Below are 747 nucleotides of genomic sequence, written 5' to 3' on the forward strand. Positions count from 1 at the left end.
CCGGCCAGTTGAGCCAGCTCGGTCACGACGCTGGTAGGGGTGACGATGGCCCAGTGGCTGCGCACCATGATGCGGGTAAAACGCAGGGTATCGGCCAGCGCCGATGTCTCGGGTAACCCGAGCAGCAGATCAACCTGCCCACCTTCCAGCCGCCCCAACGCCTCCTCCCGAGTGGTGACCGGAACCCAGGAGATGGCGATACCGTGGGGTCTGAGCAACCCTTTGAGCACATCGACCGCCCACCCTACCGGCTCACCGCTGCTTCCCACGCTGGAGAAAGGGCTGAGACCCGGGTTTATCGCCACCCGAATCTCCCGGGTCCGAGCCAACCAGGAGAGCGTCTCGTCACTCCACTCGGGAGGGTTGATCGCCTGCGCGGCATGAGGAACGTACTCCTCGGCCAGCCGGTAGACCCGGGTCGGGGGAAGGTAACGGATGGCGATATCGATAGCCTCGCGCAATCTGGGCTCGTCTCGCATCACCAGGCGCATGGACATCAGTAATCCCTGGCTATCCAGGGTCCGCAATCTGGCATCGAGATCGGGATGCTGGCGCAGGGTATCGCGCAGGGAGAGGTAGTCACCGAAATAGGCCTGTGCCTTCCCCTCCTGCAACAGCTGGTAGGGAGAGACCCCTGCCGGAGCGGGCTTCAGGGCCAGCTCCGGCAACAGTTCCCCCATGGTGTCAGGACTCAGCCAGGCGGCGGGTACCATGGCCCCCCCCCTCCTTGCCCCCGCCCTGTAGAGC

The 747-nt window shown here is 64.9% G+C and carries 1 protein-coding gene; it reads right to left on the minus strand.

Annotated features, from left to right (window positions below; genetic code table 11):
- Window positions 1-713, minus strand: a 713-nt coding sequence (locus tag BN1133_RS02410; protein WP_197273643.1) for a transporter substrate-binding domain-containing protein, incomplete at its 3' end; no start/stop codon positions are given.
- Between the last annotated feature and the right edge of the window lie 34 nt (window positions 714-747).

The organism is Aeromonas schubertii (assembly GCF_000820105.1).
Classification (GTDB): Bacteria; Pseudomonadota; Gammaproteobacteria; order Enterobacterales; family Aeromonadaceae; genus Aeromonas; species Aeromonas schubertii.